The 23566-nt window shown below is 70.8% G+C and carries 29 protein-coding genes and 2 pseudogenes; 17 read left to right on the top strand and 14 right to left on the bottom strand.

What is annotated here, in order from left to right; translation table 11 throughout:
* Nucleotides 1–197: 197 nt before the first annotated feature.
* Both AC0682_RS14110 and mca read right to left on the bottom strand, forming a co-directional pair.
* Nucleotides 198–434: a hypothetical protein gene (locus tag AC0682_RS14110; RefSeq protein ID WP_478532989.1), complete on the bottom strand. Its 237-nt coding sequence runs from the start codon at nucleotides 432–434 to the stop codon at nucleotides 198–200.
* Nucleotide 435: 1 nt separating this feature from the next.
* A complete protein-coding gene (gene mca / locus AC0682_RS14105) occupies nucleotides 436–1317 on the bottom strand; it encodes a mycothiol conjugate amidase Mca (RefSeq protein WP_478532988.1) in 882 nt (293 codons plus the stop codon).
* A gap of 135 nt (nucleotides 1318–1452) precedes the next feature.
* Here mca and AC0682_RS14100 point away from each other — a divergent pair, with 135 nt between their 5' ends.
* Complete coding sequence (locus AC0682_RS14100; protein ID WP_254811815.1) at nucleotides 1453–1869, top strand: DUF4307 domain-containing protein; 417 nt, start codon at nucleotides 1453–1455, stop codon at nucleotides 1867–1869.
* A 194-nt stretch (nucleotides 1870–2063) separates the two neighbouring features.
* Nucleotides 2064–2561: a transcription elongation factor GreA gene (greA, locus tag AC0682_RS14095; protein ID WP_018490078.1), complete on the top strand. Its 498-nt coding sequence runs from the start codon at nucleotides 2064–2066 to the stop codon at nucleotides 2559–2561.
* 118 nt (nucleotides 2562–2679) lie between these two features.
* Here the strand turns inward: greA and AC0682_RS14090 are convergent, their stop codons facing one another.
* The 3 genes from AC0682_RS14090 to ilvA all read right to left on the bottom strand — a co-directional run bounded on the left by AC0682_RS14090 (nucleotide 2680) and on the right by ilvA (nucleotide 5930).
* Nucleotides 2680–3543 carry an ABC transporter permease gene (locus AC0682_RS14090; protein WP_254811816.1) on the bottom strand — a complete coding sequence of 288 codons (864 nt, stop codon included), beginning with the start codon at nucleotides 3541–3543 and terminating at the stop codon, nucleotides 2680–2682.
* Nucleotides 3540–4547: an ATP-binding cassette domain-containing protein gene (locus AC0682_RS14085; RefSeq protein ID WP_478532985.1), complete on the bottom strand. Its 1008-nt coding sequence runs from the start codon at nucleotides 4545–4547 to the stop codon at nucleotides 3540–3542. The genes AC0682_RS14090 and AC0682_RS14085 overlap by 4 nt, the downstream gene beginning before the upstream one ends.
* A 153-nt stretch (nucleotides 4548–4700) precedes the next feature.
* Nucleotides 4701–5930: a threonine ammonia-lyase gene (gene ilvA / locus AC0682_RS14080; RefSeq protein WP_478532984.1), complete on the bottom strand. Its 1230-nt coding sequence runs from the start codon at nucleotides 5928–5930 to the stop codon at nucleotides 4701–4703.
* A 157-nt stretch (nucleotides 5931–6087) separates the two neighbouring features.
* Between ilvA and AC0682_RS14075 the strand changes: the two genes are divergently transcribed.
* The 4 genes from AC0682_RS14075 (at nucleotide 6088) to AC0682_RS14060 (ending at nucleotide 7757) form a co-directional block, all read left to right on the top strand.
* Complete coding sequence (locus tag AC0682_RS14075) at nucleotides 6088–6618, top strand: MarR family winged helix-turn-helix transcriptional regulator (RefSeq protein ID WP_478532983.1); 531 nt, start codon at nucleotides 6088–6090, stop codon at nucleotides 6616–6618.
* 97 nt (nucleotides 6619–6715) lie between these two features.
* On the top strand, nucleotides 6716–7237 hold the full coding sequence (locus AC0682_RS14070) for a SigE family RNA polymerase sigma factor (RefSeq protein WP_478532981.1): 522 nt from the start codon (nucleotides 6716–6718) through the stop codon (nucleotides 7235–7237).
* Between the two features lie 44 nt (nucleotides 7238–7281).
* Nucleotides 7282–7494 carry a hypothetical protein gene (locus tag AC0682_RS14065; RefSeq protein WP_478533042.1) on the top strand — a complete coding sequence of 71 codons (213 nt, stop codon included), beginning with the start codon at nucleotides 7282–7284 and terminating at the stop codon, nucleotides 7492–7494.
* A gap of 71 nt (nucleotides 7495–7565) precedes the next feature.
* Entirely contained in the window at nucleotides 7566–7757 is a 192-nt protein-coding gene (locus AC0682_RS14060; RefSeq protein ID WP_478532980.1) for a DUF1059 domain-containing protein, read from the top strand.
* 48 nt (nucleotides 7758–7805) lie between these two features.
* Here AC0682_RS14060 and AC0682_RS14055 read toward each other — a convergent pair whose 3' ends face one another.
* Nucleotides 7806–8951, bottom strand: a complete 1146-nt coding sequence (locus AC0682_RS14055; protein ID WP_478532978.1) for a cystathionine gamma-synthase — start codon at nucleotides 8949–8951, stop codon at nucleotides 7806–7808.
* 66 nt (nucleotides 8952–9017) lie between these two features.
* On the opposite strand from AC0682_RS14055, the gene AC0682_RS14050 reads away from it, so the two are divergent.
* From AC0682_RS14050 to AC0682_RS14040, 3 genes and pseudogenes are all read left to right on the top strand, one after another.
* Nucleotides 9018–10121, top strand: coding sequence for a hypothetical protein (locus tag AC0682_RS14050; protein WP_478532976.1), 1104 nt, complete (start codon nucleotides 9018–9020; stop codon nucleotides 10119–10121).
* A 136-nt stretch (nucleotides 10122–10257) separates the two neighbouring features.
* Nucleotides 10258–10926, top strand: coding sequence for a peptide-methionine (S)-S-oxide reductase MsrA (msrA, locus tag AC0682_RS14045; RefSeq protein ID WP_478532975.1), 669 nt, complete (start codon nucleotides 10258–10260; stop codon nucleotides 10924–10926).
* Nucleotides 10927–11000: 74 nt separating this feature from the next.
* Nucleotides 11001–11527: pseudogene (locus tag AC0682_RS14040) on the top strand (DUF3885 domain-containing protein).
* Here AC0682_RS14040 and AC0682_RS14035 read toward each other — a convergent pair.
* Entirely contained in the window at nucleotides 11528–12013 is a 486-nt protein-coding gene (locus tag AC0682_RS14035; RefSeq protein WP_478532974.1) for a hypothetical protein, read from the bottom strand.
* 155 nt (nucleotides 12014–12168) lie between these two features.
* Here AC0682_RS14035 and AC0682_RS14030 point away from each other — a divergent pair, with 155 nt between their 5' ends.
* The 5 genes from AC0682_RS14030 (at nucleotide 12169) to AC0682_RS14010 (ending at nucleotide 15039) form a co-directional block, all read left to right on the top strand.
* Nucleotides 12169–12375 (top strand): hypothetical protein, encoded by a 207-nt coding sequence (locus tag AC0682_RS14030; protein WP_060178883.1) that lies wholly within the window; start codon nucleotides 12169–12171, stop codon nucleotides 12373–12375.
* Entirely contained in the window at nucleotides 12362–12871 is a 510-nt protein-coding gene (locus AC0682_RS14025) for a DUF6879 family protein (RefSeq protein WP_478532972.1), read from the top strand. Before AC0682_RS14030 ends, AC0682_RS14025 begins: the two co-directional genes overlap by 14 nt.
* 23 nt (nucleotides 12872–12894) lie before the next feature.
* A complete protein-coding gene (locus AC0682_RS14020; RefSeq protein WP_478533040.1) occupies nucleotides 12895–13701 on the top strand; it encodes a helix-turn-helix domain-containing protein in 807 nt (268 codons plus the stop codon).
* Nucleotides 13702–14228: 527 nt separating this feature from the next.
* Nucleotides 14229–14453, top strand: a complete 225-nt coding sequence (locus AC0682_RS14015; RefSeq protein ID WP_478532970.1) for a DUF397 domain-containing protein — start codon at nucleotides 14229–14231, stop codon at nucleotides 14451–14453.
* A 79-nt stretch (nucleotides 14454–14532) separates the two neighbouring features.
* On the top strand, nucleotides 14533–15039 hold the full coding sequence (locus AC0682_RS14010) for a hypothetical protein (protein ID WP_478532968.1): 507 nt from the start codon (nucleotides 14533–14535) through the stop codon (nucleotides 15037–15039).
* 44 nt (nucleotides 15040–15083) lie between these two features.
* Here the strand turns inward: AC0682_RS14010 and AC0682_RS14005 are convergent, their stop codons facing one another.
* Nucleotides 15084–15674: a recombinase family protein gene (locus AC0682_RS14005; RefSeq protein ID WP_478532967.1), complete on the bottom strand. Its 591-nt coding sequence runs from the start codon at nucleotides 15672–15674 to the stop codon at nucleotides 15084–15086.
* 261 nt (nucleotides 15675–15935) lie between these two features.
* Between AC0682_RS14005 and AC0682_RS14000 the strand changes: the two genes are divergently transcribed.
* The gene (locus tag AC0682_RS14000; RefSeq protein ID WP_478532966.1) at nucleotides 15936–16370 is read left to right on the top strand and encodes a VOC family protein; all 435 of its coding nucleotides are present in this window, start codon (nucleotides 15936–15938) and stop codon (nucleotides 16368–16370) included.
* A gap of 57 nt (nucleotides 16371–16427) precedes the next feature.
* Here the strand turns inward: AC0682_RS14000 and AC0682_RS13995 are convergent, their stop codons facing one another.
* From AC0682_RS13995 to gdhA, 3 genes are all read right to left on the bottom strand, one after another.
* Nucleotides 16428–17189, bottom strand: coding sequence for an isocitrate lyase/PEP mutase family protein (locus AC0682_RS13995; RefSeq protein WP_478532965.1), 762 nt, complete (start codon nucleotides 17187–17189; stop codon nucleotides 16428–16430).
* A gap of 38 nt (nucleotides 17190–17227) precedes the next feature.
* Complete coding sequence (locus tag AC0682_RS13990) at nucleotides 17228–17653, bottom strand: helix-turn-helix domain-containing protein (RefSeq protein WP_478532964.1); 426 nt, start codon at nucleotides 17651–17653, stop codon at nucleotides 17228–17230.
* Between the two features lie 201 nt (nucleotides 17654–17854).
* Nucleotides 17855–19243, bottom strand: coding sequence for an NADP-specific glutamate dehydrogenase (gene gdhA / locus AC0682_RS13985; RefSeq protein WP_254811823.1), 1389 nt, complete (start codon nucleotides 19241–19243; stop codon nucleotides 17855–17857).
* A gap of 507 nt (nucleotides 19244–19750) precedes the next feature.
* On the opposite strand from gdhA, the pseudogene AC0682_RS13980 reads away from it, so the two are divergent.
* Nucleotides 19751–20314: pseudogene (locus AC0682_RS13980) on the top strand (RDD family protein); the annotation flags it as partial.
* A gap of 224 nt (nucleotides 20315–20538) precedes the next feature.
* Here AC0682_RS13980 and AC0682_RS13975 read toward each other — a convergent pair.
* From AC0682_RS13975 to AC0682_RS13965, 3 genes are all read right to left on the bottom strand, one after another.
* Nucleotides 20539–20898, bottom strand: coding sequence for a DUF1330 domain-containing protein (locus AC0682_RS13975; protein WP_478532963.1), 360 nt, complete (start codon nucleotides 20896–20898; stop codon nucleotides 20539–20541).
* Between the two features lie 211 nt (nucleotides 20899–21109).
* The gene (locus AC0682_RS13970; RefSeq protein ID WP_478532961.1) at nucleotides 21110–22378 is read right to left on the bottom strand and encodes a L,D-transpeptidase; all 1269 of its coding nucleotides are present in this window, start codon (nucleotides 22376–22378) and stop codon (nucleotides 21110–21112) included.
* Nucleotides 22379–22613: 235 nt separating this feature from the next.
* A complete protein-coding gene (locus AC0682_RS13965) occupies nucleotides 22614–23009 on the bottom strand; it encodes a hypothetical protein (RefSeq protein WP_478533038.1) in 396 nt (131 codons plus the stop codon).
* 153 nt (nucleotides 23010–23162) lie between these two features.
* On the opposite strand from AC0682_RS13965, the gene AC0682_RS13960 reads away from it, so the two are divergent.
* Entirely contained in the window at nucleotides 23163–23456 is a 294-nt protein-coding gene (locus AC0682_RS13960) for a hypothetical protein (RefSeq protein WP_478532959.1), read from the top strand.
* The last annotated feature ends 110 nt before the right edge of the window (nucleotides 23457–23566 follow it).

Below are 23566 nucleotides of genomic sequence, written 5' to 3'. Positions count from 1 at the left end.
GCCCGCCCCTGCGGGCGGCCGGTGTGGGCGCGGGAGCGGGTGACCCGACAGCAGGGGGCCCACGGTGAGGGTGAGCGCCGCCGCCAGGACGCGAACGACTGGGTCCGGGGCCGCTCCGGCACGTGACCGGCCACTTCGGCCCCGCCCCGGCCCGTCCGGCGTTCGAGGGCGGAAGCCCGCGCCCGGGGGCCCCGGCCCTACTTCTCGGCGGAACTCCCGGAGGTCCCGTGCTCGGCGGCGACGGCCGCCCCCGGCTCCGGGGCCTCCTCGAAGTTCACCCGCCCCATGTGCCGGCTCATCGACTTCATCAGCTGCCACACGCCGACGGCGAGGACCGCGAAGACGAGGAAGCCGAGGACACCGGGGGTGACCTTGTTCTTGTCCAGCTCGGCGGCGAGCGGGACGACGTGTGTCAGTGCCTGGGTCGCGTACATATCAGGCATTGTCGCGGATGCCCGCGAAGAGGTCGCTCTCGGGGAGGGAGGTATCGACCAGAGACTTCGCCAGCTCGTACTCCTCGGTCGGCCAGACCTCTCGCTGGATCTCCATCGGAACGCGGAACCAGCCGCCCTCCGGGTCGATCTGCGTGGCGTGCGCGATCAGCGCCTTGTCACGGATCTCGAAGAACTCGTCGCAGGGGACGTGCGTGGTCAGCGTGCGCTCGACCCGCTCGAACTCCTTCCACCGCTCCAGCCACTCCCCGTACGGCGACTCCAGGCCGCGTGCGAGCAGCGCCTCGTGCAGCGCGACGGTGCGCGGCCGGTTGAAGCCCTGGTTGTAGTAGAGCTTCCGCGGCGTCCAGACCGGGCCGAACTCGTCCTCCGGAAAGGCCTCCGCGTCGGCCGCACCGTCGAACGCGATCATCGAGATCGTGTGCGTCATGATGTGGTCGGGGTGCGGGTAGCCGCCGTTCTCGTCGTACGTGGTGATGACCTGCGGCCGGAACGCCCGGATCTTCGCCACCAGCCGCCCGGCCGCCAGCTGCGGGTCCTCCAGGGCGAAGCAGCCCTCGGGCAGCGGCGGCAGCGGGTCGCCCTCGGGGAGCCCGGAGTCGACGAAGCCCAGCCACTCCTGCTGGACGCCCAGGATCTCCCGGGCCTCGTCCATCTCCCTCTTGCGCACCTCGTGGATGTTCTTCTCGATGTACGCGTCGCCCTGGAGCTTGGGGTTGAGGATGGAGCCGCGCTCGCCGCCCGTGCAGGTCACGACCAGCACGTCCACCCCCTCGGACACGTACTTGGCCATGGTGGCCGCGCCCTTGCTCGACTCGTCGTCGGGGTGGGCGTGAACGGCCATCAGTCGCAGCTGCTCAGTCAAAGCTCGATCCTCGGTTGTCATTGATCCTGCTGTGGTCGTGTCGGGGCGCGGTCGGATGACGAACGGGCGACTTCTATAGTGACCGAACGAGGAGGGGGAAAATTCCTCGTTTTTCTTTGCCCGGAGGGAACGATCATGACGGCGGCGCGCGAGGCCACGCCCCAGGGGCGCTACGGCAGGACGGACGAGCAGCGGACCGACCGTACGCTGAAGATCGTCGGTTCGGTGCTGGGCGTGGGGCTGCTCGCCCTGATCGCGTGGATCGGTCACGGCTACGTCGTCGGCAAGGGCATCAGCGCCGAGCTGATCAAGTTCGAGATCGTCTCCGACGTCCGCGCCGACGCCCATCTGGAAGTGCGCAAGAACAGCGGGACCGTCGGCTTCTGCACCGTACGGGCGCTGAGCAAGGACGGCAGCGAGGTCGGCCGCAAGGAGACCCGCTTCGAGGCGGGATCCGACCGGATCGACGAGCTGGTGGTGATGCGGACCCGCGCCCGGGCCACCGCGGTCGAGCTGACCGGCTGCACGGCCGACGACTCCCCCGCCGGCTGACCCTCCCGTCCGCCTCCGCACCCCCTCTGACCTGCTCCTTCCAGCAGGAAACCCGGTCCACCCGGACGTGTGACGGTTTACCTTCTCCCTCTTTTCCTGGGGAATTGTTAGGCTCGTGGTTTCGCCCACCCGAGGAAGCACATGCTTCCGGGTAGGGCGATCGTTTGTATTCCCAGCACCGACGAGGAGCACCTGTGACTCAGACCAGCGAAAACGTCACCTGGCTCACGCAGGAGGCGTACAACCAGCTCAAGGCCGAGCTGGAGTACCTGTCTGGTCCCGCGCGCACGGAGATCGCCGTCAAGATCGCGGCGGCCCGTGAGGAGGGTGACCTCCGGGAGAACGGCGGGTACCACGCGGCCAAGGAGGAGCAGGGCAAGATGGAGCTGCGCGTACGCCAGCTCACCCAGCTCCTGGAGCACGCCAAGGTCGGCGAGGCGCCGGCCGACGACGGCGTGGTCGAGCCCGGCATGGTCGTCACGATCGCCTTCGACGGCGACGAGGACGACACGACGACCTTCCTGCTCGCCTCCCGCGAGTACGCCAGCGGAGACATCGAGACGTACTCCCCGCAGTCCCCGCTGGGCATCGGCGTGAACGGCAAGCGGACGGGTGACGAAGCCCAGTACGAGCTGCCGAACGGCAAGACGGCCACGGTGAAGATCCTGGCCGCGAAGCCGTACACGGGCTGACACCCCGCCCGGCCCCACCGCGCCCCGGCACGAGCACGACACACCCGACGCGGGTGTCCGGCCCCTTCGGAAGGGCGGGACACCCGCGTCGGGTGTGTCCGGGGTGCGAACGGATCGGTCAGCGGCTGGACCGCCGGTACTTGCGGACCGCGAGGGTCCGGAAGACCACGATGATCAGCACCGACCAGAGCAGCGAGGCCCAGACGGGGTGCTGCATGGGCCAGGCGCTGGAGTCGACCACGCCGGGGTTGCCGAACAGCTCGCGACAGGCCTGGACGGTGGCGCTGAAGGGGTTCCAGTCGGCGACGTGGCGCAGCCAGGGCGTCATCTGGCTGGAGTCGACGAACGCGTTCGAGATGAATGTGACCGGGAACAGCCAGATGATCCCGCCCGAGGTCGCCGCCTCCGGGGTGCGGACCGACAGCCCGATCAGGGCGCCGATCCAGGTGAAGGCGTACCCCAGCAGGAGCAGCAGGCCGAAGGCGGCCAGTACCCGTCCGGCGTTGGTCGGCTCGGCGGAGCCGGGGCGCCAGCCGACGATCAGCGCGACGATCGCCAGGACAGAGAGGGTGATACAGGTCTGCGCGAGGTCCGCGACCGTCCGGCCGGTGAGCACCGCGCCGCGCGCCATGGGGAGGGACCGGAAGCGGTCGACGAGACCCTTCTGCATGTCGTCCGCGATGCCCGCCGCCGACCCCGCCGTGGCGAAGGTGACGGTCTGCGCGAAGATGCCGGCCATCAGGAAGTTCTTGTAGACGTTCGGGTCGGTCGTGCCGCCGATGCTCATCGAGCCGCCGAAGACGTACGTGAACAGCACGACGAACATGATCGGCTGGATGATCCCGAAAAGCACCATCTCGGGAATTCGGGACATACGGATCAGATTCCGCTTGGCGATGACCAGCGAGTCCCTGACCGACTGCACCACTCCTCCGGCCGGCCGGGGTGCCAGGACGGGCGCGTCCTTGATGGTGACGCTCACGGGGTCTTCTCCTTGTCCGTTTTCTCGCCGGGCCCGCCGGTCCCGCCGTTCTCGTCCTCGTGGACCTCGGCCGCGTGGCCGGTCAGCGAGAGGAAGACGTCGTCCAGGGTCGGGCGGCGCAGGGCGATGTCGTCGATCTCGACGCCCCGGCCGTCCAGGTCGCGGATGATCTCGGCGAGCAGCTTGGCCCCGCCGCTCACCGGGACGGTCAGCTTGCGGGAGAGCTGGACGACGGTGACCTCGCCCTTGCCGAGGGAGGCCAGCGCGGCGCGGGCGGGCTCGATCTCGTCCGGGCGGTGCACGACGACCTCGACGCGCTCGCCGCCGGTACGGGCCTTCAGCTCGTCGGAGGTGCCGCGGGCGATGACCCTGCCGTGGTCGATGACGCAGATGTCGTTGGCGAGGCGGTCGGCCTCCTCCAGGTACTGCGTGGTCAGCAGCAGCGTCGTCCCCCCGGCCACCAGGTCCTCGATGACGTCCCACAGCTGCTGCCGGTTGCGCGGGTCGAGGCCGGTCGTCGGCTCGTCCATGAACATCACGGGCGGCGAGACGACCAGGGCGGCGGCCAGGTCGAGGCGGCGGCGCATACCGCCGGAGTACGTCTTGGCCGTACGGTCGGCGGCCTCCGCGAGGTTGAACCGCTCCAGCAGCTCTCCCGCCCGGGCCTTCGCGGCGCGGGAGCTCATCTGGTAGAGCTGGCCGACCATCTGGAGGTTCTCGCGGCCGGTCAGATACTCGTCGACGGCGGCGAACTGGCCGGAGAGCCCGATCGAGCGGCGCACCTCGTTGGGCTTCTTCAGCACGTCGATCCCGGCCACGGACGCGGAGCCGCTGTCGGGGCGGAGCAGGGTGGTGAGGACGCGTACGGCGGTGGTCTTGCCCGCGCCGTTGGGTCCGAGCAGCCCGAGGACGGTGCCCTCGGGCACATCGAGGTCGACTCCGTCCAGGGCTCGTACGTCACCGAAGGTCTTGACCAGACCTTCGGCGTGGATGGCACCTGGCATGGAGGGGCTCCCCGTCGCTCGCTCGCGGGTACGTGTGTCGGTACGCCGTCCGGCACCTCGTCCGGTACGTCGTTCGGTGAGCGATCCTAGGATTCGCGGAGCCTCACCGCGCGGTGAATAACGCGTTTCGGCCATTCGGCGGGAGCCGGACGGTCAGCCGATGACCCGGTACCCCTCCGCACGCAGCGCCGCCTCGACCTCTTCGCAGTGGCGGGGGCCCTTGGTCTCCAGGTGGAGGTCGACCTCCACCTCGGTGAGGCCGAGGCGCGGATCGGTGCGCACATGGCTGATATCGAGCACATTGGCGTCGGCCACCGTCAGCGCGGCCAGCAGCGTGGCCAGCGCCCCCGGCCGGTCGGTGAGCCGCAGCCGCAGGCTCAGGTAGCGGCCGGCGGCGGACATCCCGTGGCGCAGAACGCGCTGCAGCAGCAGCGGGTCCACGTTGCCGCCGGAGAGCACCGCCACCACCGGTCCCCTGAAGGCCTTCGGGTCGCTCAGCAGCGCCGCCACCGGGCTCGCCCCGGCGGGCTCCACCACCAGCTTGGCCCGCTCCAGGCAGAGCAGCAGCGCGCTGGAGAGCTCGTCCTCCGTGACCGTGCGGACCTCGTCGACCAGCTCCTCGATCAACGCGAACGGGACGTCCCCCGGACGCCCCACCTTGATCCCGTCCGCCATCGTGACCGGATCGTCGAGCGAGACCGGGTGCCCGGCGGCGAGCGAGGGAGGGTAGGCGGCGGCGCCCTCGGCCTGGACACCGACGATCCGGATGTCCGGGCGCAGCGCCTTCACCGCGACGGCGATCCCGGCCGCGAGCCCGCCGCCACCGATGCCGACGACGATGGTACGGACCTCCGGGCACTGCTCCAGGATCTCCAGCCCCACCGTGCCCTGGCCCGCGATGATGTCGGGGTGGTCGAAGGGGTGGATGAAGACCGCGCCGGTCCGGGCCGCGTACTCCTGGGCGGCGGCCAGCGTCTCGTCGACGACCTGTCCGTGCAGCCTCACCTCGGCCCCGTACTCCTGCGTGGCGGCGACCTTGGGGAGCGGTGCCCCGACGGGCATGAAGACGGTGGAGCGGACGCCGAGGAGCGAGGAGGCGAGCGCGACGCCCTGGGCGTGGTTCCCGGCGCTGGCGGCGACGACCCCCGCGGCCCGCTCCACCGGGGTGAGGCCGGAGATCCGCACGTACGCGCCGCGCAGTTTGAAGGAGCCGGTGCGCTGGAGGTTCTCGCACTTGAGGTGGACGGGGGCGCCGACCAGCTCGGTCAGATGGCGGCTGCCCTCCAGAGCGGTCGCTCTGGCCACCCCCGCCAGCATTTTCTGCGCGCCCCGGACGTCGTCGAGGATCAGGGCCGGGTGTCGGGCGGTCGCGCGGAACATCATGGTCGCAAGTCTGGCAGCTCGGAGCGGTCCCGGCAGACTCGTCTCAGGCGGCCTGCGGTGGTGTCCGCGGGTTTGTGCGGCACTGGTACGCGTTGCCCCGGGGCCGCGTACTCTGTCCCCCACTCCATCCGACACCGTATGAAGAGAGCCCCCGGCCATGCCCCCTCAGGACATGACGACTGCTGCGTCTCCTTCCGGGGGCACCGCCCCCGAACACCCGGGTCCCGACCGCCTGCTGGACTCCCTCCAGCACCAGGTGGCGGTCTTCGCCCGCCGTGCCGAGCAGACCCGCCTCGGCGGTGTCGGCCAGGTCCGCAACTCCATGGACCGGGCGGCCTACCTGCTGCTCAACCGCCTGGACAAGGAAGGCCCGATGGGCGTCAAGGCGCTGGCGGCCGGGATGGGGATCGACTCCTCGACGGTGACCCGGCAGGTGGCCCCGCTCGTCGACACCGGCCTGGTCAAGCGCACGTCGCACCCGGAGGACGGCCGGGCGGTCGTGCTCCAGCTCTCCCCGCGCGGCCAGGCCCGCCTGGAGGAGGTGCGCGCCTCGCGGCGCGAGCTGATGTCCCAGGTGACCGACGGCTGGACGCAGGAGGAGCGGGACACCTTCTGCACGCTGCTCACCCGGTTCAACGGATCGCTGGCGGCCCGGCAGGCCGCGCACCAGCCGCAGCAGAACGACTGAGACCGGGCGGTACGTAGGTGAATGGGCCCGGGGTCGCGGACCTCCGGCCCTGTCCGGCCTCTTGACCCCGAAGCCGCCCCGGGCTCGGATGAGGTCCATGCGAGAGCGGCAGACCCACCGGGACCGGCTCCGCGCCCAGGAGTTCGAGGCCTTCGTGGCGGGCGCGGGCGGTCGGCTGCTGCACACCGCGACGCTGCTCACCGGCGAGCCGATCGCACCGGCGGGCACGGGGGCCCGGGCCGAGCGGCTGCTCTGCGCGGCGCTGGCCCGGACGTACGCGGAGTGGGACCGGCTGCGCGGCGAGGACCCGTACGACCGCACCCGCCAGGAGCTGGCGGTCCGCTTCGCCCGCGAGTCCTGGCGCCACCGCCGCCCGCTCGGCGGCGTACTGGACCGGCTCGCGCCGCTGGAACGGCTGGTGCTGGTGCTGCGCCTGCACGAGGAGGTCGGCGAGGACCGGACGGCGGCGCTGCTGGGCCTGCCGGCCGATCGGGTGCGGGTGGTCTGCGACCGGTCGGTCGCGACGCTGAGGTCGGCGGGCGGACCACGGGGCGACGGCGGGACGACGGGGCGGGACCAGCGCGGGGACCGCGGAGCGGCCCCCGGGGTGGCGCCGTGATTCCGGGCGCGGGCCGGGACCGGAAGGTGGACGAGGTCCGGCGGATGCTGGAGGGGCCCCACCCTCGCGTTCCGGTCGATCTGGCCGAGCGGGCCCGGCGGCGGGGTGCCCGCCTGCTGCGGCTGCGGCGCGGGGTCCGGCGTACGGCCTGGTGGCTGGCGGGGGCGGGGTTCGCCGCGTTCCTCGTCTGGGCGGGGATCGAACAGCCGTGGCTGCCGGAGCCGGCGGAGGTGACGCCGCCCCTGGAGGGGTGGTGAAGCTCTTGGGGCTCCGGGGAAACCGGCCTACCCTGGAGGAGCCGGTCGTCGTACGAGCCGAGGAGGCCGTCATGACACGGAAGATCGCCGACTGTCGCAAGTACCCGAGCGAGATGGACTGCTCTCTGGCCATCTCCGGTGAGGAGGACGAGGTCGTCCGCGCCGCGAGCGAGCACGCCGTGTCCGTCCACGGTCACCAGGACAGCCCCGAACTGCGGAGTCAGATCCGGGACATGCTGGAGGACGAGAAGGTCAGCGTGTGACCGTGCGGGCGCCCGCCGACCGGCGGGCGCCCGGGTGCGCCTGGCCGGTCAGCCCAGGGCCTGCGTGAGGTCGGCGACCAGGTCGTCGCCGTTCTCGATGCCGACGGAGATGCGGACCAGGTCGGCCGGGACCTCCAGGAGGGAGCCCGCCACGGAGGCGTGCGTCATCCGGCCGGGGTGCTCGATCAGCGACTCCACACCCCCGAGGGACTCACCGAGCGTGAACAGCTTCGCCCGGTTGCAGACCTCGACCGCCGCGTCCTCGCCGCCCGCGACGCGGAAGGAGACCATGCCGCCGAAGGCCTTCATCTGCTTGGCGGCGACATCGTGGCCGGGGTGCTCGGGCAGGCCCGGGTAGAGGACCTGGGTGACCTTGGGGTGGCGGGTCAGCAGCTCGGCGACCTTGGTGGCGTTCTCCGTGTGGCGGTCCATGCGGACGGCGAGGGTCTTGATGCCGCGCAGCACGAGCCAGGCGTCGAAGGGCCCGGAGACCGCGCCCATGGCGTTCTGGTGGAAGGCCAGCTCGTCGGCCAGCTCCGGGTCGCCGACGACGAGCGCGCCGCCGACGACGTCGGAGTGGCCGCCCATGTACTTGGTGGTGGAGTGGACGACGACGTCCGCGCCGAGCGCCAGCGGCTGCTGGAGGTAGGGCGAGGCGAAGGTGTTGTCGACGACGAGGCGGGCCCCGGCGTCGTGCGCGACCTGGGCGACGGCGGCGATGTCGGTGATGCCGAGCAGCGGGTTGGAGGGGGTCTCCACCCAGACCGCCTTGGTGCGCGGGGTGACGGCCGCCCGGACCGCCGCCACGTCCGAGGTGTCCGCGACCGAGAACTCCACGCCCCAGCGCGCGGCGACCTTGGCGAAGAGCCGGAAGGTGCCGCCGTAGGCGTCGTTGGGGATGACCACGTGGTCACCGGGGGTCAGCAGCGTACGCAGGAGGCAGTCCTCGGCGGCGAGGCCGGAGGCGAAGGCGAGGCCCCGACGGCCGCCTTCCAGGGCCGCCAGGTTCTCCTCCAGGGCCGTACGGGTCGGGTTGGCGCTGCGGCTGTACTCGTAGCCGCCGCGCAGTCCGCCCACGCCGTCCTGCTTGTACGTGGACACCTGGTAGATGGGCGGCACCACGGCGCCGGTGAGGGGGTCGGCGGTGTTGCCCGCGTGGATCGCGAGAGTCTCGAAGCTGTGCTGGTCGCTCATGGCCCCGAGCGTAGTTCGTCGCAAGGTCCCTTACCGGCCACTCGCCGCTCCGGGGACAATGGGTCCATGGAGATTCTGTTGTTCCTGCTCGCGATGTGCATGCTCGCCGCGATCGTCGGCCCCTGGGTCATGCGCCGGCGGGGCGGTATCCGCCAGGTCGAACCGGGCTCGCCCGACGCGGCGGACCCCGACACGTACGGCTTCGCACGCCAGGAGGAGCTGGACGTCCGGATGCCGGGCCCGGACCGGGACCTCCTGGACGTCCTCGACGTCGTGCAGGCCACCCAGGACTGGCGGGCCGCCTCCCAGCTCCTCGCCGGTACGCCGAAGGAGGGCGAGGAGCGCTGGCAGCGGGTGCAGGCCTTCGCGGGCGCGGCCTCGCTGGAGCTGGCGCAGCAGCCGGGGAAAGGCGGCTCGTGGCTGCGCGCCTGGCGGGCCGAGGCCCCGAAGGACGCGGGCGGGGCGGCGGTGCACGCGGAGTTCCTGGTGCAGCAGGCGTGGCGCTCCTCGTCCGTGGGGAGCGACGACTTCCGGATCATCCTGGAGGAGGCCCGTACGGTCTGCGGCGAGGCGGCCCTCCTCGCCCCCGGCGACCCGGTGCCGTACATCGTGGAACTGGCGGTGGCCCGCGGCCTGAACTACACCCCCGAGCAGTTCGACCGGCTCTGGGCGAAGATCATCGACCGGGCCCCGGCGCACATGGGCGCGCACATCGCGGCGCTGCACTTCCACTGCGAGAAGTGGCACGGCTCGCGCCAGGACGCCGACGCGTTCGCCACTGCCGCCGCCGCCCGCGCCCCGCAGGGTTCGCTGCTGGCCGCGCTGCCGCTCTTCGCGGTGTACGAGCACCTGCCGGAGGTCAACCTGGTGCAGGGCTTCTACCGCAGCCAGGTGGTGACCAAGGCGGTGGAGGGCGCGATGTACGCCGTCCACTCGGCCCGCCCCGACGACCCGATGCTCGCCCACGTCCGCCACCTGCTGGTCCTCTTCCTGGTCCACATGGAGCGCTGGTCGGAGGCGATGCACCAGCTGGTCCGCGTCGACGGCCACGTGGGCGCGCTGCCCTGGACGGCGGAGACGGACCCGGCCGCGCAGTACACGGTCTACCGGGCGCTGGCGGTGGCGGGCTACGAGGCGAACGGCGGCTCCCCGGCGACGCTGCCGCACTGAGGCGTCGCGGCCCCCGCCCGGGCCCCAGGGCTTCACGGCCGCTGAGCCGCACTCCGCCTGCGGCCCCGCCCGGAATCCGGGCGGGGGCCACTTTGTTGTACGAAGCGAACCCGACCGACCCCGGAGGAGCCCCCGCATGTTCCTGAACAGCCGCACCCCCCAGCTCCCCACCCCGGAGCAGGCCCTGCGCGGCCGCCCCGTCCCCGAATTCGCCGTCCCCTCCCGCCACACGGTCCTCGGCAACCCGCTGGTGGGCCCGTACCCGGAGGGCCTGGAGGTGGCGGACTTCGCGCTCGGCTGCTTCTGGGGCGCGGAGCGGAAGTTCTGGCAGACGGAGGGCGTCTGGACCACGCTGGTCGGCTACCAGGGCGGGTACACGGAGAACCCCACGTACGAGGAGGCCTGCTCGGGCCTGACCGGCCACACGGAGGCGGTCCGGGTCGTCTTCGACCCGGCGGTCGTCTCGTACGGGGAGCTGCTGAAGCTGTTCTGGGAGTCCCACAACCCCACCCAGGGCTTCCGCCAGGGCAACGACGTGGGCACCCAGTACCGCTCCGCGATCTACACCCACTCCCCCGCCCAGGCGGCGGCGGCGGACGCCTCCCGCGAGGCGTACCAGAAGGTCCTGACGGCGGCCGGCCACAAGGAGATCACCACGGAGATCCTCCCGGCGCAGGGCCGCCCGTTCTGGCCTGCTGAGGCGTACCACCAGCAGTACCTGGACAAGAACCCGGACGGCTACTGCGGCATCGGCGGGACGGGCGTGGCCTGCCCGATCGGCGTCGCCGAGGCTCCTGGGGAGTGAACGACGCCCCTCTCCCCGACCCGGCGCACGAGCGGCTGACCCGGCTCTGGCATGCCCACAGGCCTGCCGGGCCGATGCTGCCGTGGGAGCTGAAAACGGTCTACGGGGACCGCTGGGTGCGCTTCCACAGCCTGCCGGAGTCGAAACGCTACGCGGAGGATGAGGCCGAGTACGCGGTCCTCCTCAACCGGTACAACACGGTCCTCGACGACCTCTTCTCGGACGGCGAGGCGTACGTGGTGACCACCGACTGGGCCGACCCGTCCGAGCCCACGGACTGGTCGGCCCACGCGCCGCCCTCCACCCGGAGGGCACGCTGTGGACCACCCTGGACGACACCGACGACCCGGATCAGGCCTTCCACACCCGCTGGTACTTCTACGCCGACCGCCGCCCCTGGCAGCACGGCTGCCTGGACCCGCTCCTCCGCGCCGTCGCTGACGACACGCTGCCCGGCATCTTCGTGACGGACACCGAGCTCACACGTATCCACCATCCGTACGACGGCGGCGCGGACGTTATCCTCCCCACCCCCGAGGAAAGAGACCGCCTGCGCAACCGCCACTCCGCCTGGCTGTCCACGCACCCCTCGGGCTACTGATCAGGACGGGGCGTAGCCGTAGACCCGCTTCCCGTCCAGATGGAGTTCGTACGGGCCCCAGCAGTCTGCGGCGAGCGTGGCCACTCGGGCGCCACAGGGACAGGCACGGTTGAGTCCGCTATCTCCGGACGGTCCGCAGCATCCGCTGCTGTTTTCCCAGTCCGGCAGAGGCTGGATGTCGGGCGCATCCCCGGGGTGGATCACGATGTTGTTGCGCGGCCCGGCAGAGATCACTGCCACCCCTTCGACACTCCTCCAGGGGCCACGCGGCTGCGCAGGCCCGCCCTCTTCCTGGTCCGGATGCGGCACGTACGGGGCACCCCATGGATCGGTCTCGATGGCGTAGTGCCCCTGCGGCACCGTGGCCGGCGCCCGCCGACTCTCCTTGTCCCGTTCTTCGTCGTCGGGTGCTGAGGGAACGGCGGGCAGTGGCGTCAGGTCTGGCGTAAGACTGCCGCCACACTTGGCACACAGGAAGAGGGTCATGCTGCCGTTGTACTCGCCGAGTACGTGCCAACGCATCCTCGATTCCAACCGAGACGGCTGCTTTCCTGTTCTGGAAAGGATCAGCGCTTGACCCCACGGCAACCGGCTCGGGAGCATCGAACGCGACAGGCGTACGCCGACATGCGGGGGCAGGGATGCTGCGGAAGCTGTCCGGTGACCCGGAGTGCAGGAACGGAACGTGCCCGACGCTGTGGGGCACCGAGGACGCCAAGGACTACGTGGTCCAGGGGTACGTCATCACCGACCCCGAGCGGCTGGCGCAGCTCGATCTGCCAGAGGGCGAGACCGCCGTCGTGGTCCCGGCCGCAGTGCTGGAGGAGTACTTCCGTGCTCAACGGTGAGGAGTTCGGCCGTCTCTTCGAGACCTTCGAGCGGAGCGCCTTCAGGCTGGAGACTCTCTCCGTCTACAGCGTGGAGGAGGAGCGCGAGGAGTTCGAACGCTTCCTGGGCGGCGGCGACATGGGACCTGGCTGGGACGACAACCCGTGGGTACGGTCGATGACCGACAAGGGCAAGGAGGTCTCGCGTGTCCATGTGCTCAGGTCCCCGCTGACCGACTACCTGCGGTACGAACTGGCCGCCTACCCGGGCAACATCACGGCTGGCGAGACCATCGGCATCATCGACCAGGCTGACCAGGAAGTGGCCGACCTGCCCGATCACGACTTCTGGTTGTTCGATGACCAGGACGTGTACCGGATGCACTACACGCCCGAAGGTGCGTTCATCGGCGCCGACCTGCTTCCTGCCCACTGCCTTGCCGAGTATCAGGACTACCGAGACCGCGCCTTGGCCGCAGCGGTGCCGTTCGCGGACTACTGGGAGCGGCACCGCTGACCGCCGACTCGATCGGGAAAGCCCTGCGGGCGCTGCGCGACGCATCCGGACTCACGGGTGACGCGGTGGCCCGCAGGGCTTCCATGTCTGCCGGGAAGCTCTCGAAGATCGAGACGGGCAAGGTACGACCGACCGTCCAGGACGTGGACCTGGTCCTCACCGCTATAGGCGTGAGCCAGGAAGTCAAGGAAGAGTTCCTGTCGGCAGCCCGCGCCGAAGCCACCGAGGCCACCGCCTGGCGCCTGCTGCGCCGCATGGGCCCGTGGAAGCACCAGAAGACCATCCGCGCCATCGAGGCCGGCACCACCACGCTCAGGCTCTTCCAGGGACAGCTCGTCCCCGGACTCCTCCAGACACCCGAGTACGCCTCCGCCGTCTTCTCCCTGCCTCCGGCCCTGCCGGAGGAGACCAGGACCAAGACCGTGGCGGCCCGCCTCGAACGGCAATCGGTCCTGTACGAGCCGGGCAGGTCCTTCCGCTTCCTGATCTGTGAGCACGTCCTCCGGTGGCGCGTCAGTGAGCCCGTGGTCATGGCGCTCCAGCTCGACCGGCTCGTATCCGTGTCCCGTCTGCCTAACGTCTCGCTGGGCGTCGTCCCGTCCGACCGCCGGATGCCCGACTTCCCCATGACCTGCTTCAGCCTGCACGACGACCGGCTCGTCATCGTGGAAACGTTCCACTCCGAGGTCACCACCCGCGACCCGAAGGACGTCCAGCTCTACCTCGACACCTTCGAACGGTTCGCCGCCGTGGCCGTCTACGGCGACGCCATGAGAGCCCTGGTCGAGGGCATCCGGGACGGATTCTTGCCCCAACAGGAAAGGTCCTAGAACGAGCTGCTCACCGGGTGAAGCATCAGCGGTGCCGACACCCCCGAGGGAGGGAATCCCAGTGAGCAGCCCCAGCACCACGATGGACCCGCCGGTTCACCTGTCCCTTCCTCGCACACCTCCTGCGCCTGCGCCGGGTTGCGGCGTCTGCGCCGCCCTCGCGGAACAGCGCACAGCGGCGTACGGCGCCGGGGACCTGTCCGCCGTCTCGGACTGCAACGTCGAGCTGACCGCGCACCCAAAGAAGCACCCCGGGGCGCGGTAGTGGACATGCAGACCTGGAGAGACGGACGTACAGCGGCTCTGAACGCCTCCGGTGCCATGCGCGAGGTGCTCGCTTCCCTGGGCCTACCGGAGAGCGCCTACGCGGCGATACGGCCGCAGGTGACCCCCGAGGCCAGCCGCTCGTGCACCTGGGCTCGATCCCCGCTGCTCACGTCGAGCAGATCGCAGAGGCGCTGCGAGGCACCCGGACACACCGCGAGCGGGACAGCGGTGCCCTTCCCATCTGAATCAAGGAGGACCAGATGACCGACCTGTACGGACTCGACATCTCCGGAGCTCACTTCAGCAAGGCGTGTGGAGGCAACACCCACCCGGACGGCGAGGCGTGCGTGACCCTCGCGAAGATCGGGCCGGACGCATGGGCGATGGGCGACAGCAAGCGCCCGGACGTCGAGCCGCTGCGCTTCACTACGGCGGAGCTGGACGCGGCGGGGATCGACCCTGCGCGCTTCGACCTCTCCGCCTGATCCATAGCACCACTGAACTGACGGCCCTGCCCTCACGCCGACGGGTGGGGCCGTCGTCATCTCTGGGAACGGAGCGGCAGTGCACCACCACGGCTATGCATGGCTCGGGGAGAAGAAGACGTTCGACAAGGGGAGCAGCCGCAGACCGGCCGGACAGGCCCCGACGGCGACCAGCGAGAAGGAGGTGCACGACCGGCACCGAGAAGCCGTTGCCGTCTTTCCGACTACCGACGTGCCCCCGATCCAGACGGCGCACTGGCTCATGAAACCGCCCTCTGTGATCCGAGGGACATGGCAGGAACCCAAGGAAGCCGGCGAATGGCTGGGGCTCCAACTCGCCGAGTTCGCACCCCGGTTCGCTTCTGAGGAGGATCGGGAAGTGACCAGGCTGGTTCTCCTGGTGAGGGGTGCGGTCGAGCGGCTGACGTGGGGAGGAGACGTATCCCTTGGCCACTACCTGAGTGGCACTGCCTTCCACTCTGTCGCCCTCGTGACGTGCTCCCCGAACCGTGCTGCTCCCGACCTGCCCTGTCCGGCGGGCCAGTGCGTGACAGAGACCCCCGACGAATGCCGGGGGTCTGGGTGAACGCCTGTGCGCCCGTCTCGGGCGCTCTCCTGTGTCGTGAGGTCTCAGCCTGCCGTGCCGGTAAGCGCCCGGTAGACGGTCGCCTGACCTGCACCCAGCGCCTTGGCGATGGCGCCGTAGCTCTCGCCTTCTTCCTTCAGCGCTTGCGCCTGCTTGACCATCTTGGAGTCCATGGCCTTGGGTCGGCCCCCGACCTTGCCTTGTGCCTTGGCTGCGGCGAGTCCGGCTATCGTCCGGCCCTTGGTCAGCGCCCGCTCGAACTCCGCCATGGACGCGATGATCTGGAAGAACAGGCGTCCGTCTGCGGACGTCATGTCCACGGAAGACAGGGCGCCGGTCAAGACCTTGAAGCCCACACCCTTGGCGCGCAACCCGTCAACGATCGTCACCAGGTCGATGAGGGAACGGCCGAGCCGGTCGAGCTTCCACACGCACAGCGTGTCCCCCTCGCGGAGGTAGTCGAGTACGGCTGTCAGCTCGGGCCGGTCGGTGTTCTTCCCGCTGGCCTTGTCCTCGAAGATGCGGGCGCAGCCCGCCTCTGTCAGCGCGTCGCGCTGTAGCTGGGCCTCCTGATCCTCGGTGCTGATACGTGCGTACCCAATGAGGTGACCCGTAGGAGTGATGATCTTCGGCATGAGCCGGACTGCTCCATAACTCGTTCCGAAACGGCAAGCGTTCCAGAACATCGGAAGCGTGAGTTTCCACGGGGGTCGAGCTGAGCGGCCCGTTCGAGACGAACTGGGGCGTCTCCTGCCCGACGGGCCTGGCCCCCGCTCCCACGGACGGCTGACGGCCCACCCGTCGGACTCCCGAGGACCGGCACCACCGCGCCCCGGCGCCCCCGCTGGAGGAAAATCCGGATGCCGGGGGCGGTGCGTGCCGTTTAGGGTGCCCGGATGGCAGCCCTCAGGAAGATCCAGGTCACGTTCGACTGCGCCGAGCCCGAGCGCCTCGCCCGCTTCTGGTGCGAGGTGCTGGGGTATGTCCCCCCGGAGCCGCCGGAGGGGTTCGGGACGTGGGCCGCGTACAACGACTCGCTGCCGCCGGCGGAGCGGGACGCCTGGTTCGCCTGTACCGACCCGTCGGGGGTGGGGCCGCGGCTGTTCTTCCAGCGTGTGCCGGAGGGCAAGACCGCCAAGAACCGGGTGCACCTCGACGTACGGGCCGGGACCGGGCTCGTGGGCGCCGAGCGGCTCGCCACGCTGGAGGCCGAGCGCGACCGGTTGGTGGCGCTCGGGGCGGTGTGCGAGCGCGTGATGGTGGCCGACGAGGAGAACGAGTCGTGCATCGTGATGCAGGACATCGAAGGCAACGAGTTCTGCCTCGACTGAGGCGTCGGGCCGTCGGCGCGGGGCCCCGAGGCCCCTGCGCCGACGGCCGGTGTGGCGCTACGGTGCCCAGGGGCCGAGCATGTCCTTCATCGCGTCCGTCAGGGCGAGTTGCAGCAGCGGGCCGTAGGTGACCCTCCTGACGCCGAGGCGGCGGAAGCGTTCGAGGTCGTGCTTGACGGGGTGGGCCGTGGAGTTGACGGGAACGGAGACCGCCGCCGTCACCGCCCTGAGCAGTTCGTCGTCGTCCTGGATGCGCACCGGGTAGACGCTGTCCGCGCCCGCCTGCTCCATGGCCCGCAGCCGCTCGATCGCCTCGTCGAGGACGCCGGCGGCGTCCTGGGCGTGCACGAAGAGGTCCGTGCGTCCGTTGATCCAGACCGGAACGCCCGCGGCGTCGGCCGCCGCGCGCAGGTCCGCGACGAAGCTCGCGTGCTCCTGCGTGGTGCGCACCCGTCCGCCCTCCGAGTGGACGGTGTCCTCGATGTTGAGGCCGACACCCCCGATCTCGGTGAGCCCGGCGATGAGGTCCGCGGGCTTCTGCCCGTATCCGGCCTCCAGGTCCACGGAGACCGGGATGTCGACCGCCGCGATGATCGGCCTGACGGCGGCGAGCACCTCATCGAAGGTCTGCCCCTCCCGGTCCTCCGCTCCCCGGGAGTCGGCGAGCGGGTGGCTGCCGACCGTCAGCGCGGGGAACCCGGCGGCGGCCGCCGTCCGGGCGGACCAGGCGTCCCAGACGGTGGGAAGCACGAGCGGCTGGTGGTCGGCGTGCAGTTGCCGGAAGCGTTGAGCGCGCTCAACTGTGGTTGCAGAGTCCATGTCGAGGACGGTACCTCCGGATCGGCCCTGACACCCGCTCAGGCCGCCAGCCGGACAGGGCCCATCGCTCCCGGCCCCACCCCGGGGCCCGCCGGGCGACCCGGGTGGCCGGTGCTTCGGGAGCGGGCGGCGGAGAGTCTGATCAGCTCGCCCTGGGCCAGGGCCAGGAGGTCGGCCAGGGTCAGGCCGAGAGCCCGGGCGGCGGCGGCCAGCACCTCCGAGGAGGCCTCCTTGCGGCCGCGCTCCACCTCGGAGAGGTAGGGCATCGAGATCCGTGCGGCGGCGGCCACGTCCTTCAACGTCCGCCCCTGGGAACGCCGTTCCCTGCGCAGCACGTCACCGACGAGGTCGCGCCAGAGCGGCTCCGGGGACGGCGTGGGGCCCGGCGGGGCCGGGAGCGGGCGCAGGGGGACGACGTGGGCACGGGGCTGGTTCGTCTGCGTCTTCGTCGCTCGGGTCGTCACCGCTCCAGCCTAGGAGTACGGGACCGGAAGGGCACGGAGCGGACGTTGCGCTCCCGGCGGATCTGCCGAGGGCGAAGGGGCGTTGACGAACAGTCGGCGGACCGGAGGGGCGTCGGCCCGGCGGGAGTTCCCGCCGGGTCGGCACCTCCGTACGTACGGGGACACCGGCCCGCACGTGGGGTCAGGCCTGCGTCCGTACGCTCAGATCAGCCCCTGAGCCAGCATCGCGTCCGCCACCAGCTCGAAGCCCGCGATGTTGGCGCCCACCACGTAGTTGCCGGGGCTGCCGTACCGCTCGGCGGTCGTGTAGCAGGAGTCGTGGATGTGGCGCATGATCTCCGCGAGGCGCTCCTCCGTGTGGGCGAAGGTCCAGGAGTCCCGGGAGGCGTTCTGCTGCATCTCCAGGGCGCTCGTCGCGACCCCGCCCGCGTTGGCCGCCTTTCCGGGGGCGAAGGCGACGCCCGCGCTCTGGAGGACCTGGACCGCCTCCGGTGTGGTGGGCATGTTGGCGCCCTCCGCGACCGCCTTGACCCCGTTGCGTACGAGTTCCAGCGCGTCCGCCTCGTGCAGCTCGTTCTGGGTGGCGCAGGGCAGGGCGACGTCCACGGGGACCGACCACACTCCCGTGCCGGCGACGAACCGGGCGTGGGCGCCGCGCCGTTCGGCGTACTCGGAGACCCGGCCGCGGCCCGCCTCCTTGATCTCCTTGAGGAGGGCGAGGTCGATGCCCTTCTCGTCGACGACATAGCCGCTGGAGTCCGAGCAGGTGATGACGGTCGCGCCGAGCTGCTGGGCCTTCTCGACGGCGTAGATGGCCACGTTGCCGGAGCCGGAGACCGCCACGGTCTGGCCCTCCAGCGACTCGCCCCGGCTGCGCAGCATCTCGGCGGTGAACAGGACCGTGCCGTAGCCGGTGGCCTCCGTGCGGGCCTGGGCGCCGCCCCAGCCGAGGCCCTTGCCGGTGAGGACGCCGGACTCGTAGCGGTTGGTGATCCGCTTGTACTGGCCGAAGAGGTAGCCGATCTCCCGGCCGCCGACGCCGATGTCACCGGCGGGCACGTCGGTGTACTCGCCCAGGTGGCGGTGGAGTTCGGTCATGAAGGACTGGCAGAACCGCATGATCTCGGCGTCCGAGCGGCCCTTCGGGTCGAAGTCCGCCCCGCCCTTGCCGCCGCCGATGGGCATGCCGGTGAGGGCGTTCTTGAAGATCTGCTCGAAGCCGAGGAACTTCACGATGCCGAGGTTGACGGAGGGGTGGAAGCGCAGGCCGCCCTTGTACGGGCCGAGCGAGCTGGAGAACTCGACCCGGAAGCCCCGGTTGACGTGGATGTCGCCGGAGTCGTCGGCCCACGGCACCCGGAAGATCAGCTGGCGCTCGGGCTCGCATATCCGCTCGATGATGCGGGCGTCCACGAACTCGGGGCGCTGGGTCAGCACGGGTCCGAGCGTCTCCAGGACCTCGCGGACCGCCTGGTGGAACTCCTTCTCGCCCTGGTTGCGCCGCAGGATCTCGGCGTAGAGCGGCTCGATGACACGGTCCGCGGCATCGTGCGAGCGGGCGGAGTCGGTGGCGTCGGGGATGACCGGCATCTGATCAAGACCTTCCGTGGTCGGCTCGTGCGCGTCGGCACCCCCGCACCGGAGGGGCACTCCCGTCCCGGGGGGCGCCTTTGATCCGCCCGGCTGCCCTGGCGGCCGGTGGGTGGGACCGTCGTACGCCCCGATTGTCCCGCGTCATCCGATGATCTTGAACGGCCATCCACATAGTGGCCGTCACGCACGCCTCCGGGGCGGGGCCCCGCCCCTGACAGCCCCGCCCTTCCGCCGAGGCCCCCCTCACAGCCCTTCCTCCGAGAACGGGCGTCGCTCCACCGGAGCCAGGCCCGGCCCCCCCAAAGGTGCAGCGGGAACTCCGCCACCGCCGCCGCACCACTCGCGCACCTGTTCCCGCGAAGGTGAAGGGGCAGTGAAATCGAAGAGAGCGTGGGGGTTACCCGTCAGGAACCACGACACCTCGTCCGACGATCAGCCATGATGCTCCCCATGACGAAGCCGCGGGGGCGTCGGAGAGCGCAACCTCCTTATCAGTCAAGGTTGTTGTACGGAATCGGCCGCATCGCCGCGCCTCCCGCGCCCCTACGTCCCGACCCCTACGGCGCCCCCGGGCGGCAGCCCCGTATCCCGAGAGGCACGGGGGAGACACGCCGCTATCTGGCGGTCGGGCTCGACTGCTACCTGTGCCTGCTGGTCGTCGGTCTGCTGCTGCACTCGTGCCTGAACGCGGCGGACGCGGGGGTGGGGCGGACTGCCGCGGTGCTCCTCGCCCAGCTGACCGTGCTGTCCTTCGCCAACCAGGTGCTGCTCACGATGGCCGTACGGGCGAGCGCCGGAAAGCTGATCATGGGTGTACGGGTGATCCGGCTGCCCGACGCGGGGCGGCCGGAGTTCCGCCGCCTGGTGGTGCGCTGGCTGTACGGGCTGTTCTGGCTGCCTCTCCAGCCCTGGCGCCACCTCCGCCGGGCGACCGCCGAGCCCCCGCCCCATAAGCGCCTGGGCGGCTGTCCCCGGGCCGCCGCCGCGCACCCGGACCTGGCGGGCGTGCGCCAGGTGCACCGCGGCGACCTGCGGTCCTACCGGGAGGCGGTGGCGCGGCGCCGTGGCTCCACCGGAGGGCCGTCCCGGTCGCAGGGACCGAACCGCCCACCATCATCAGCAGGGGCGTCATCCCTGGGCGCGTCATGGTGCCGCAGGCCGGCGCCGTTGGGTCGGACCGCACCGCCGGCCGAGGGCCGGGGGCAGCGGGCCGAAAGCTGAGGGCGTCTCCTCGATCCGCCACCGGGCCGCGGCAGGGGCGCCTGCCGCCCTCCGCGCCTCCCCCGCCGCTGCTACCCCGCCGCCCGGTCCCGCGCCGCCCGCATCGCCGCCGCCGTGGCCGACGCGTCGTACTCCGGGCCGACGCCCGGCACGATCACCATGTCGCCGTCGAAGTGCCGGGTGCGCAGGGGCAGGATCTCCTGATAGGCCGGGGAGGCGTACCAGGCACGGATCTCCTCGACACCGGGAAAGGCCACCAGCACCAGCGCCCCCGGCCACTTCCCCTCCACCACCTCCACCTCGGCCCCGTGGACCAGGAAGCGGCCTCCGTAGGGCTCCATGGTGGCCTGGATGCGCTCGATGTAGCTCAGCACCTCGTCGTGGACGGGGCCGTCGGCGGGGCGCAGGTGGGCAAGGGCGTACGCGGTCATGGTGCGGTCCTCTCGATGTCGGCGTCGGGGGGGCGTCGGACGGTGGCCCCGCCACGTCTCCGGGTTACGTCTTCGATGCTGCCGGGCGGGGCGGCGGGCGTCGATTACCTCGGAGGTCATGGCCGACGGCAGCGGCTACGCCGAAGGCGGCGGCCCCCGGGACGTTCCGAGGTGCCGCCGCCTTCGACGCGGGGAGAGGGGAGTCAGGGGATCAGACGGCGGAGCCGGCCTTCCACTGGGCCCAGTCCATGTTCCAGCCGTTGAGACCGTTGTCCGGCTTGATGGTCCTGTCCGGGGAGTTCTTCACGATGACCACGTCGCCGATGAGCGAGTTGTTGTAGAACCACGCGCCCGGGGCGTTGGGGTCGTTCGCGCCCTTCACGTCGGCGAGACCCACGCAGCCGTGGCTGGTGTTGGCGGTGCCGAAGATGCCCTTGCCCCAGTAGTTGCCGTGGATGAAGGTGCCCGAGGTGGACAGGCGCATCGCGTGCGGCACGTCCTTGATGTCGTACTCGCCCTTGCCGGTGTCATCGGTGAAGCCGACGGTGGCGCCGTTCATCCGGGTCTCCTTGTACTTCTCGGAGATCACCATCTGACCGTTGTACGTGGGGGTCTCGGGCGAGCCGGCGGAGATCGGGATGGTCTTGACCGTCTTGCCGTCGCGGGTGACCGTCATCATCTTGGACTTGGCGTCGACGGTCGAGACCTGGTTGCGGCCGACCTTGAACGTAACCGTCTTCTGCTGCACGCCGTACACGCCGTCGGCGCCCTCGACGCCGTCCAGTGCCAGCTTCAGGGTGACGGTGGAACCGCCCTGCCAGTAGCTCTCCGGGCGCAGGTCCAGGCGCTGGTTGTTGAACCAGTGCCCGACGACCTCCTGGCCGCTGCTGGAGGTCACGGTGATACCGGCCTGGACGGCCTTGCGGTCCGTGATCGGCTTGTTGAAGTTGATCGAGACGGGCATCCCGACGCCGACCGTGGAGCCGTCCTCGGGGGTGAAGTTCCCGATGAAGCTGTTGTCGGGCGAGACGGTGGTGAAGGAGCTGTTCTCGTAGGCCTGGCGGCCCTTCGCGTCCTCGGCCGTCGCCTTGATCTTGTACGTGGTGGAGCGCTGCAGCGGTCCGGCGGGCTTCCAGCTGGAGCCGTCGGCCGCCAGGGTGCCCTCGACCGGCTTGCCCTCCGCCGTGGTCATGGCGACCTCGGTCAGCTTGCCCTTGGTGACGGAGATCCGTGCCGCGTTGTTGATGCTGGCGTTGGTGGCGCCGTTCTTCGGCTCGATGGCTATCTGGGCTTCGGAGGCCTCCTCGGCCGCGGCCTTGTCCACCTCCTGCGCCTGCGACGACTCCGAGCTGCCGGCGCCCGTCTTCTTGTCTCCGCCGTCGTCGGTACAGGCCGAAAGCACCAGCACGCCGCCGAGCAGTGCGGACACGGCCGCGAGGCCCCTGCGCCGCTTGCTGTCCGTCATCACACGCTTCTCCATCGTTGCCGATTCCCCAAGATCCCCGGACGGGGCCGCCAGGCGGCGATTCCCCGTCAGTGTGTGAAGAACACCTGGAACGGACGCTCCGTTCCGCATCCACCAGGGATGTGGGGAACACCACTCATCGACGCGGCCGTGCCGACGGTGGTTCCCGCCACCGGGCCCGGACACGCGCCGCCGCACAGCGCGGCCCCGGTCCGCGGTCCAGCGGGGCCGGGGCCGACGTCTTCACACGTCAGGCCCGCTGTGCGAGGTCACCGTCCTCGCCGTCATTCCTCCCATTGTGCGCGACCGTGTCGCCATACCCCTCCTCGTCGTCCCCGGTGCCGGTGGGGAAGGGACCGTCCTCGTCGTCGTCCCAGTCCTCCGCGTCGGGGTCGTACTCGACGCTCTCGCTGCTCCACGAGGCCTGGGCGAGCTCGACCCCGGGCACCTCGCCGACCAGGTCGAACGGGTCGATCAGCGAAGCGAGTGCCTCTGCTCCGTCTGCCCGGACCGCGGCCTCGGCATGCATCCGCTCCTCGGCACTGTCGCTCTCGGTGATACCCGCCACGGGTTCCCCGTATTCGGCGGCGATGGATTCCAGAGCCGTGCCGGTGAGGGCGTCGAGATCGGTGATCTCCAGCACCATCTCCACGCGAACGCGAACAAATCCGGATGTCTCTTCTGTGGTCATGGTGCGGAGCGTAGGGGTCGGCCAGGCGGCGACTTTCCTCCGACCCGCCGCTCTGCTTAGCATCGGCCCACGGGGCTAACTCATGGTTGTCACAAGGGGATCGAAACTGTGTCCGTCACTCGCCGCACACTCCTGACCGCCACCGCCTCGGGAACGCTGCTGACCGCGCTCTGGTTCGTCCCGTCCGCCAACGCGACCGTCGAGCCCGCCGCCCGGCCGGCCGCTCGGGGCGCCGCTCCGGCCGCCGGCGAGGACACCGCTGCCGCAGGCCCCCAGCTCGCGGAGACCGGCCCGGGCGTCGACACCACCCCGTATCTGATCGGCGGCACGGCGCTGCTCGGCATCGGGGCGGGGTTCGTCGCCTACTCCGTGCGCCGCGGCGGTACGCGTCCGGTGATCTGAACCCGTACGCGTACCTGAACCCGTGAACGCGTACACGTACCGTTACGGAGAAGAGGGCTGCCGCACCCCCCGATGCGGCAGCCCTCTCGCGTTCCGGAATCGGACCGGAC

The sequence above is a fragment of the Streptomyces sp. NPDC043746 genome, from assembly GCF_056436485.1.
This window is presented reverse-complemented; position numbering and strand designations above follow the sequence as displayed.

Bases quoted from the DNA above. Each gene is read 5' to 3' on its own strand.
- AC0682_RS14110 (WP_478532989.1), bottom strand. From the start codon at position 434: ATGTACGCGACCCAGGCACTGACACACGTCGTCCCGCTCGCCGCCGAG.
- AC0682_RS14100 (WP_254811815.1), top strand. From the start codon at position 1,453: ATGACGGCGGCGCGCGAGGCCACGCCCCAGGGGCGCTACGGCAGGACG.
- AC0682_RS14085 (WP_478532985.1), bottom strand. From the start codon at position 4,547: ATGCCAGGTGCCATCCACGCCGAAGGTCTGGTCAAGACCTTCGGTGAC.
- ilvA (WP_478532984.1), bottom strand. From the start codon at position 5,930: ATGATGTTCCGCGCGACCGCCCGACACCCGGCCCTGATCCTCGACGAC.
- AC0682_RS14075 (WP_478532983.1), top strand. From the start codon at position 6,088: ATGCCCCCTCAGGACATGACGACTGCTGCGTCTCCTTCCGGGGGCACC.
- AC0682_RS14070 (WP_478532981.1), top strand. From the start codon at position 6,716: ATGCGAGAGCGGCAGACCCACCGGGACCGGCTCCGCGCCCAGGAGTTC.
- AC0682_RS14065 (WP_478533042.1), top strand. From the start codon at position 7,282: ATGCTGGAGGGGCCCCACCCTCGCGTTCCGGTCGATCTGGCCGAGCGG.
- AC0682_RS14060 (WP_478532980.1), top strand. From the start codon at position 7,566: ATGACACGGAAGATCGCCGACTGTCGCAAGTACCCGAGCGAGATGGAC.
- AC0682_RS14055 (WP_478532978.1), bottom strand. From the start codon at position 8,951: ATGAGCGACCAGCACAGCTTCGAGACTCTCGCGATCCACGCGGGCAAC.
- AC0682_RS14050 (WP_478532976.1), top strand. From the start codon at position 9,018: ATGGAGATTCTGTTGTTCCTGCTCGCGATGTGCATGCTCGCCGCGATC.
- msrA (WP_478532975.1), top strand. From the start codon at position 10,258: ATGTTCCTGAACAGCCGCACCCCCCAGCTCCCCACCCCGGAGCAGGCC.
- AC0682_RS14035 (WP_478532974.1), bottom strand. From the start codon at position 12,013: ATGACCCTCTTCCTGTGTGCCAAGTGTGGCGGCAGTCTTACGCCAGAC.
- AC0682_RS14030 (WP_060178883.1), top strand. From the start codon at position 12,169: ATGCTGCGGAAGCTGTCCGGTGACCCGGAGTGCAGGAACGGAACGTGC.
- AC0682_RS14015 (WP_478532970.1), top strand. From the start codon at position 14,229: ATGACCGACCTGTACGGACTCGACATCTCCGGAGCTCACTTCAGCAAG.
- AC0682_RS14005 (WP_478532967.1), bottom strand. From the start codon at position 15,674: ATGCCGAAGATCATCACTCCTACGGGTCACCTCATTGGGTACGCACGT.
- AC0682_RS14000 (WP_478532966.1), top strand. From the start codon at position 15,936: ATGGCAGCCCTCAGGAAGATCCAGGTCACGTTCGACTGCGCCGAGCCC.
- AC0682_RS13995 (WP_478532965.1), bottom strand. From the start codon at position 17,189: ATGGACTCTGCAACCACAGTTGAGCGCGCTCAACGCTTCCGGCAACTG.
- gdhA (WP_254811823.1), bottom strand. From the start codon at position 19,243: ATGCCGGTCATCCCCGACGCCACCGACTCCGCCCGCTCGCACGATGCC.
- AC0682_RS13975 (WP_478532963.1), bottom strand. From the start codon at position 20,898: ATGACCGCGTACGCCCTTGCCCACCTGCGCCCCGCCGACGGCCCCGTC.
- AC0682_RS13970 (WP_478532961.1), bottom strand. From the start codon at position 22,378: ATGGAGAAGCGTGTGATGACGGACAGCAAGCGGCGCAGGGGCCTCGCG.
- AC0682_RS13965 (WP_478533038.1), bottom strand. From the start codon at position 23,009: ATGGTGCTGGAGATCACCGATCTCGACGCCCTCACCGGCACGGCTCTG.